General features: G+C 59.2%; 4 protein-coding genes, 1 tRNA gene and 1 rRNA gene. 1 reads left to right on the top strand and 5 read right to left on the bottom strand.

The features are described 5' to 3' along the window. Positions 1-279: 279 nt before the first annotated feature. Positions 280-1,371 (top strand): type I restriction endonuclease, encoded by a 1,092-nt coding sequence (locus tag ACW5W4_RS18690; RefSeq protein ID WP_456690388.1) that lies wholly within the window; start codon positions 280-282, stop codon positions 1,369-1,371. A 190-nt stretch (positions 1,372-1,561) separates the two neighbouring features. Here the strand turns inward: ACW5W4_RS18690 and ACW5W4_RS18695 are convergent, their stop codons facing one another. From ACW5W4_RS18695 to rrf, 5 genes are all read right to left on the bottom strand, one after another. Further along, a complete protein-coding gene (locus ACW5W4_RS18695; RefSeq protein ID WP_456690389.1) occupies positions 1,562-1,897 on the bottom strand; it encodes a DsrE family protein in 336 nt (111 codons plus the stop codon). A gap of 325 nt (positions 1,898-2,222) precedes the next feature. Then, positions 2,223-4,376: an AsmA family protein gene (locus ACW5W4_RS18700; RefSeq protein WP_456690390.1), complete on the bottom strand. Its 2,154-nt coding sequence runs from the start codon at positions 4,374-4,376 to the stop codon at positions 2,223-2,225. A 114-nt stretch (positions 4,377-4,490) separates the two neighbouring features. Further along, positions 4,491-5,399 (bottom strand): bifunctional methionine sulfoxide reductase B/A protein, encoded by a 909-nt coding sequence (locus ACW5W4_RS18705; protein ID WP_456690391.1) that lies wholly within the window; start codon positions 5,397-5,399, stop codon positions 4,491-4,493. A gap of 420 nt (positions 5,400-5,819) precedes the next feature. After that, a tRNA-Asp gene (locus tag ACW5W4_RS18710) sits at positions 5,820-5,896 on the bottom strand. A gap of 93 nt (positions 5,897-5,989) precedes the next feature. Beyond that, positions 5,990-6,071 (bottom strand): 5S ribosomal RNA (gene rrf / locus ACW5W4_RS18715); the annotation flags it as partial.

The raw sequence follows: 6,071 nt of genomic DNA on the forward strand, positions 1-6,071 counted from the left end.
TATGGTAGGTGGCAAAAAACCCGCACGCCCCCGGGGCCCCCGGGGCCCCCGTTCCCACTTCAATATTGCTCGAAGACTCAGCGTTCTTTCAAAACACACTCTATAGCGGTGAGCTGGATCCTGTTTCAAGCATTCTGATCTTGGAATCGTGTGGCACTTTGCTATCTATAGACAAGGATAATACCTGCCTATGTCATCTCACTATTTCTGGCTAGATATGACAGAGAGTGAAGCTCGTCCCATCAGTTAAAGTCCCATTCTTCATGCAGAGAGGAAAACATGGATTTCTCAGAACAGCTACAGAGTCTCGCCAAGAAAATTGCCCAGCAGTCATCGATGATCACGACCGAGGAGGCAACCAAGAACGCTTTTGTCATGCCATTTCTCAATCGCGTTCTAGGCTATGATGTTTTCGATCCTACCGAGGTGATCCCTGAATTTACTGCTGATACAGGCATAAAAAAGGGCGAGAAAGTTGACTACGCCATTCTCAAAGATGGGCAAGTTCAAATTCTGGTTGAGTGCAAAAAATACAGTGAGAAACTGTCTGCCAAACACTCTGGACAACTCTTTCGATATTTTTCTGTCACCAATGCTCGAATCGGTATTCTGACCAATGGCGCTCAATACGAGTTCTATACCGACCTGGATGCCCCAAACAAGATGGACGAGAAGCCATTTCTGACATTGGACCTTGAAGATATGGACGAGCATGTCGTTCCCGAAGTGTTGAAGCTCACCAAGACCGCCTTCGATGTTGAATCTGTCGTCGATGCCGCAGGGGAGCTTAAATACCTCAGTCAGATCAAAAAACTGCTCGCAGAACAATTTGGGGCACCAGAAGAAGACTTTGTACGGTTTTTTGCTTCCCGTATTTACGACGGAGTGCTTACCGTTCGTGTAAAACAATCTTTCACTGATATTACCAAGAAGGCCCTGAACCAGTTCCTCAATGACAGCATCAATGCAAGATTGAAGTCAGCCATCGGGAGCAGTGTCAGCACATCTACTATTCAGCCCATTTTTGAGAATGAACAATCTACGGTAGATAGCGAAAACTCAGGTAATCAAGAAAGGTCAAAGGTTGAAACGACCATTGAAGAAATGGAGGCCTTTAACGTTGTCAAAGCAATCCTGAGACAAAAGTTTGACGTGAGTCGGATAGCGCCACGAGATACCCAAAGCTATTTTGGTATCCTGCTCGATGATAATAACCGCAAGCCACTATGCAGGTTACATTTCAATGCCAAACAGAAATATCTTGGTTTGTTTGATGAAGAGAAAAAAGAAACCAGGCATCCAATTAGCTCCATAGATGAAATCTTTACCTTTGCTGATCAACTGCTGGCTGCAACAACCGTCTACGAATAATTGTGGTCCATGGGAGCGCCTCCCCCTATTCCCCTACTGCCAGGGAAATAAACAGACCTGGGTCATACGAAACCACATTCAACAACAGCCTGATCCGCTAGCTGATAACACTCCTTTGCCACATCACCAGCCATTCTGAGTCTGCATCGGGCAGACTCAGAAGCGGGGGATAGAAGGAGAGCATGCCTGCTCAGGACTTGATATAGGCAAATCCCTGTTGTTGCAGCTCGATCAGGGCCAGCACGCCGGTGGAGACCACCTCGACCCCGGGGAGCAGCTGGTCGGGAACCAGCCGCTGGCCCCGCAGGGAGTTGGCACAGGCCAGCAGCCTGACCCCCCGCGCCAGCAGGGCGGGCCACTGCGGCTCGCTCTCCCCGGTCGTCAGCAGGCTGGTCACCCCATTGCCATTGACCAGCAGCACCAGCTCCCCCGGCTCTCCCGCCATATCCTCTAGCAAGTTGTTGATATTATTGAATGCCATCCGGCTGCGCTCCCGCTCGGACAGGTGAAAGACCACTCGTATCATCTGATGCCTCCTTGTCAGTGACCCCCATGATGACAGCCAGACGACCCCAAGGCGAGCCTCCCGGGTTGACCCTGAGTGCCGACGGGATCAGGATGAGATGACCGGCCATGGCGAGCCCGCCTCTGGCTGCGCAATCAAAAAAATAATATTTGAATGAAAAAGCGACGCGCTGCGGTCTTCTGGATGGATTGGCAACGTTGGCTGGCGGACGGGCTGCTCGGCGCGTGATGCTCACCCTGCTGAACCGAGGGCGTCTGGCCGCTCGACTCTCAGACACGAAACAGCCCCGCCGATCTCCCGGCGGGGCTGTTTGGCTGCTCATCTCTTACTTGAACAAGCCCTTGAGCAGCTGGTCCGCCACCCCCTTTATCTGCTCGTCCTCCGCCTTGTCCCCGAGCAGCTTCTTGAGCCCCCGCTCGGCCTCCTTGCGGGCCTTCTCTTCCAGCAGCTGGTTGTCGGCCAGCAGTCCCTTGACGTCGAGACGATAACTGGGCTGACGCCAATGGCCGCCGATGATCACCGGGATGGTGATGCCCTTGAGATCCTCGAGCGCCTTGCCCCCCTGCCCCTTGCTGGTCTCGACCACGGTCGTGGCCATCAGAAAATCCAGGGTCTCGGGCACCAGCGCCGTGCTGCCCTTGCCTTCGACCCGCAGCGCCGGCGCCAGCAGCCGGATGTCCTCACTGCTTGCCTTACCCTGCCCGATCCGAAAATGGGCGGTCAGGGCGCTGAAGTCGGTCTTGCGCGCCTCCTTGGTCTCGCTCGCCTTCTCGCCCTTGAGGATCGCCCTGGCCTCCCGCAGCATCTGCGGCAAGTTGATGCCATGGAGGGCGCCATCTTCCACCTTGAGATCCAGGGTACCTGCCAGCTGGCTACGCAAGGCATGGGAGGAGAGGCCACGCCCGCTGAGCCGGATATCGGCACTGCCCCGCCCGACCAGCAGATCGGTCTGGGCCAGGGTCTGCAGCAGGGGTTGCAGAGCGACACCGACTATCTGCTTGTGCACCTTGAACGTCGCCGGCTGCTGGCGCGCATCTATCACCCCTTCCCCCTGGGCAGAGCCGCCAAACAGCCTGGCGCTGAAGCCCTTGATGGTGACCAGGCCGGTATCTGCCGCCAGTGCCAGATCCACCTGCTCGGCCTTGACGACATCGGCTATCAGGGTGTCCGCCTTGAGTCTCCCCGCCAGATCCAGCCCCTTGAGCCAGCCGAGATCCGGCTCGGCCGCCCTGGCCGGTGCCGCGCCCGTGCTGCCAGCGCTGCCAGCGTCCTTGCCTGCCATCTCGTCAGCCACGGGCTCGCTGCCCGCCCCTTTGGCAACCGGCGTCGCCTTGGCGACGGCGGGACGCCAGGCGTCCAGATCCAGCCGCTCGGCCGCCAGATCGAAGCGGATCCCGGGGATCGCCTTCATGATCATGCTGGCACTGCCCGCCAACCGCAGCTCATCGGCGCCCAGGGCCACCCTGGACAGGGACAGCGTCTTGCTCGCCATGGCCCATTGCCCCTCGGCACCGAGCGAAACCTTGATCTCGGGTCTGGGCAGCGCCGGCCCCTTCAGCACCCCATCCAGGGTGACATCCGTCAGATCGAGCAGGCTCTGCGCCTCATTGAGCCGCCCCTTGAGGCTGGTGGTCAGATCGAAGGCAAGTGCCCCCTGCCGGCCCTGGGCGCTCAGGCCAAGCTGACTCCACTGCCCCAACTTGAGGCGATCCGCCCCCAGCGTGAAGCGATCGAGCCGGGTATCCCCTCGCGCCAATTCGCCTTCCATCTCGAGTCCCTCCAGTTCGCTGCTCGCCAGATCCCGGCCCAGCCTGAACCGGGTCTGCCCCTTGGCCGCCAGGGTCAGCCCCTGATGCTCGCCGCTCAGAGAGAAGGTCATGGGCACCCAGCTATCGGGCTTGAGCTCACCCAGGGAGAGATCGAGGTGGGTCAGTTGGAGGTGGGAGCCGTCGCGATCGTCGATCACCAGGGCACTGGCCTGGGTCAGGGAGAGGCCCTCGACGGCCAGTTGCCAAGGCTCGGGAGCTGATGCTTGCCCGCCATCCCCCTGGTCCGGCGTCTTGGTGCTGGCCCCGCCATCTTGTCCGGTGCGGGCCAGACCCGTCAGGTTGGAGCTGCCATCGGCCCGGGTCTGGATGAAGAGATGGGCGCCTGCCAGGGCCACCTCGCCAACCTGCAAACGACGGGAGAGCAGGGGCAGCACGGCGACCGAAGCCTGGCCGCGCTCGAAGCGCACCAGATCCGGCTCGGCAAATCCGGCTGGATTGCGCAGCGCCGCCTGCTCGAGGGAGAGTCCCAGACTGGGCCAGAAGGTCCAGCTGATGGGGCCGTCGATGACGAGCTCCCGCCCCGTGTTCTTCTTCACCTGCTCCATCAGCAGGGGCTTGAACTGTTCGGGATCAACCAGGGTCACCAGGCTCGTTATCGCGATCAACAAGGCTGCCGCCAACCCCAGCATGGCATAGAGGATCTTCTTCATGGCTCACTCACTCTCCTGCATAGATGGCTCGACTATATCACGAGCCATCCGGCATCGAGCCGACTCGTCCCCCATCGGGGCCAGCGTGCGACAGCTCCTGGGCAGAGCGGCGACTCAGCCCTTGAGATAGTCGGCAAACAGCGTCTTGAATTTCTCCAGCTTGGGGCGGATCACCACCTGGCAGTAGGCCTGCTCCCCATGCTGGGCGAAATAATCCCGATGATGCGCTTCGGCAGGATAGAAGCCGTCATATCCGGTCAGCTCGGTCACCAGGGGCGCGGAGAATACCTTGGCCTCATCCAGCGCCCGGATTATGGCGCTCGCCACCCTCACCTGTTCATCATCATGGGCGAAGATCACGGAGCGGTACTGGGGACCCACGTCATGCCCCTGCCGATGGAGACTGGTGGGATCATGGCTGGCGAAGAAGGCCTCCAGCAGGGTCGCGAAGTCGATGATGACGGGATCGTATTCGATCTGCACCACCTCGGCATGGCCGGTCTGACCGGAGCAGACTCGCCGGTAGTCGGCATCGGCAGCGCTCCCGCCCGCATAGCCCAGACTGACCCGGATCACCCCTTTCAGGCAGCTGAATATTGCCTCGACACACCAGAAGCAACCGCCCCCCAGGGTGGCCAGAGCCATCTGAGGTTGTGGCTGCGAGCCCTCCTCTCTCGCCTCGAAGATGAGGGAGACAGAGTTGACGCAATGGCGCAGATTCTTCTCGGTCAGGTACTCCCCCTCGAACACATGGCCAAGGTGTCCCTCACAACGGGCGCAGACAATCTCGACTCTGCGGCCATCGGCATCGGGAACGCGTTTCACCGCCCCCGGCAGCTCGTCATCAAACGCCGGCCAGCCGCAGTGGGCATTGAACTTGTGCTCAGAGGCATAGAGGGGGGCACCGCACTTCTTGCACAGGTAGCGGCCGGGGGCATCATGGCGGTAATACTCGCCACTGAAAGGACGCTCGGTCCCCTTCTGCTCGATCACGTATTTTTCAAACTCGGTCAGGGTAGCCATGGCGAACCTCCTCATTGCAATGATTAACAGACCGGACGGCCCCAGTCCCCATTTCATGCCCCCCAGCCGCCGGGTGCAAGCCTGGAATGACATGGGGCAGAGCGTTTCGCTAACGCCAAGAAAGCAAAGAGGCCTTCCCGTCGGGGGAAGGCCTTTCACATCAGCGGCGCAGCACGCCGGCGGTGCCATTCATTGTCCCTGCGAACCCACGCAAAGATAAAGCCCCGACCAGATGGCCAGGGCTTTCAAGCAATGTCGAAGCGGATGGGAGGACGTAGTCCGGCTCAAGGGACAACAGGCAGGGGCCGGGCTGCCAGTGGCAAGTCGCAGCCCTGTCTGTGGTCCCTTGTTTCCTTAATCCCGTTCGCGAATATCCAAAAGCAAAAAGGCCTTCCCAATCGGGAAGGCCTTTCAAATTAGTGGCGGAGCGGACGGGACTCGAACCCGCGACCCCCGGCGTGACAGGCCGGTATTCTAACCGACTGAACTACCGCTCCGCATTCGGTTAGCTTGCGCTAAATCATCTGCTGCTTCTATGAGGTGTCATCCTCGCAGCCGGCCATGTCTTTCACATCACCGTTTAATTGGGTGCCTGGCAGTGTCCTACTCTCGCATGGCGAATGCCACACTACCATCGGCGCTACCGCGTTTCACTTCTGAGTTCGGCATGGG

The sequence above is a fragment of the Aeromonas crassostreae genome (assembly GCF_054052445.1).

Coding starts and splice junctions, on each gene's coding strand:
- ACW5W4_RS18700 (WP_456690390.1), bottom strand. CDS start 4,376: ATGAAGAAGATCCTCTATGCCATGCTGGGGTTGGCGGCAGCCTTGTTG.
- ACW5W4_RS18705 (WP_456690391.1), bottom strand. CDS start 5,399: ATGGCTACCCTGACCGAGTTTGAAAAATACGTGATCGAGCAGAAGGGG.
- ACW5W4_RS18690 (WP_456690388.1), top strand. CDS start 280: ATGGATTTCTCAGAACAGCTACAGAGTCTCGCCAAGAAAATTGCCCAG.
- ACW5W4_RS18695 (WP_456690389.1), bottom strand. CDS start 1,897: ATGATACGAGTGGTCTTTCACCTGTCCGAGCGGGAGCGCAGCCGGATG.